We start from the raw sequence: 1,467 nt of genomic DNA, 5'->3' as shown, positions 1-1,467 counted from the left end.
GTACTACAGCCGTGGCTCGCGATCTCGCTTGTCGCGGGTGGCGTAGTGGCAGCGTTGTGCGCGTGCTTGGTGGGCTCGCCGCCAGAGTGACTGGATGATCACGACCGCCGGTGGTGTGGTGGTGGCCCAGACGAGCCGGTTGAGCAGGCGGCGGATCTCTTCGGCGGTGTAGCGGATCAGCTTTTCAACGCGTCCCGACGGGCCCCCTTTTCGGGCGCTGGGGCCGGGTCGGCCGGTGCGGGCAACGGGTTGTGTTCGTCGGGCTCCTGGAGGTGGCGGCTGCGGGTGTCAGTGATCGTGAGGAAGGCGAGGGCGGCCATGGAAAGGGTGATGTGGCGGTGCCAGGCGTCCCAGGTGCGGACCTCGTAGTGGTCCAGGCCGCAGTCGGACTTCGCGGTCTCGAAGCAGTCCTCGATTCCCCAGCGCAGCCCCATCACGCGGACGATCTCGCCGATCGGGGTGGCGGCTTTGGTGTGCACGGCGAAGTAGGCGACCTGGCCGGGGTCGGAGATCGAGCGCCTGACCAGCAGCAGGTGGACATGACCGCGTCGGGGGCCGCCTTCGGCGCCGCCGGGCCAGCTGACGTCGGCCAGTGCCCAGTCGTAGGAGCGCAGGCCCTTGGCTCCAGCGCCGCAGGAGCGGCGTTCAAAGACCAGCGGGATACGGGCGGCCAGCTTGTCCACGCGCAGAGGCCCGGTGCCGGGGGTGGACACCGTCTCGTCCACCGGGACGGCCATGACATAGGGGATGCGGCGGCGTTCCAGTGCGGCACGGAGCTTGCGGTCCTGGCCGTAGGCGCTGTCGGCGGCCACCCAGCCGAAGGGCACTTTGGCCCGGCGGCACCGCTCGACCATGCGCCGGCCCAGTTCCGGTTTGGTCACCACCGCCTTGGCGCGTGCTCGGGGAATGTGCTGGGTGCGGCAGCGGTCCGCGTCGGTGCACCAGGCGGCGGGCAGGTACAACTCGCGGTCGATCAGCGCGCGTCCGGTGTCGGTGGCGTACGCGCAGAACACCGCGACCTGGCAGTTCTCGATCTGGCCGGTGATCCCGGCGTACTGCGGGGCCACCCCGGCCGACATCCGGCCCTTCTTCAAGAACGCCGTCTCATCCAGTACCAGCACCCCGTCCGGCCGGGCAAGGAACTGGACGACGAACGACCGCAGGGCGTCACGGAGTTGATCCGCGCACCAGGCCGAGCGGGCCAGGAACCACTGGACCCGGTCCGGACTCGGGTGCCCGACATGCTCGGCGATCTGCCACCCGTTCTTCCGTTCGACCGGCGCGATCAACGCCTTCACATAGGCCATCGCCATCCGGCGCGGCTCGACCCGACCGAAGACCCCCGCCAAAGAGGCGAAGAAGTCATCGAACCAGCCCGCCCAGACCTGCACAGCCCGCTCCGTACTCACGGACAGGACAACGCATCACACGGACACCGGACACGGACACGAGCCACGGCTGTAGTAC

At 69.3% G+C, this 1,467-nt stretch carries 1 protein-coding gene; it reads right to left on the bottom strand.

The annotated features are described in order from the left end of the window. Positions 1-176: 176 nt before the first annotated feature. Complete coding sequence (locus tag ABZV42_RS42205) at positions 177-1,391, bottom strand: IS701 family transposase (protein WP_356057564.1); 1,215 nt, start codon at positions 1,389-1,391, stop codon at positions 177-179. Positions 1,392-1,467: the final 76 nt, after the last annotated feature.

Origin of the sequence: Streptomyces sp. NPDC005281 (assembly GCF_040607495.1) — a bacterium.
Classification (GTDB): domain Bacteria; phylum Actinomycetota; class Actinomycetes; order Streptomycetales; family Streptomycetaceae; genus Streptomyces.
Note: the sequence above shows the minus strand (reverse complement) of the source record. Positions and strands in the feature narration are given on the sequence as shown.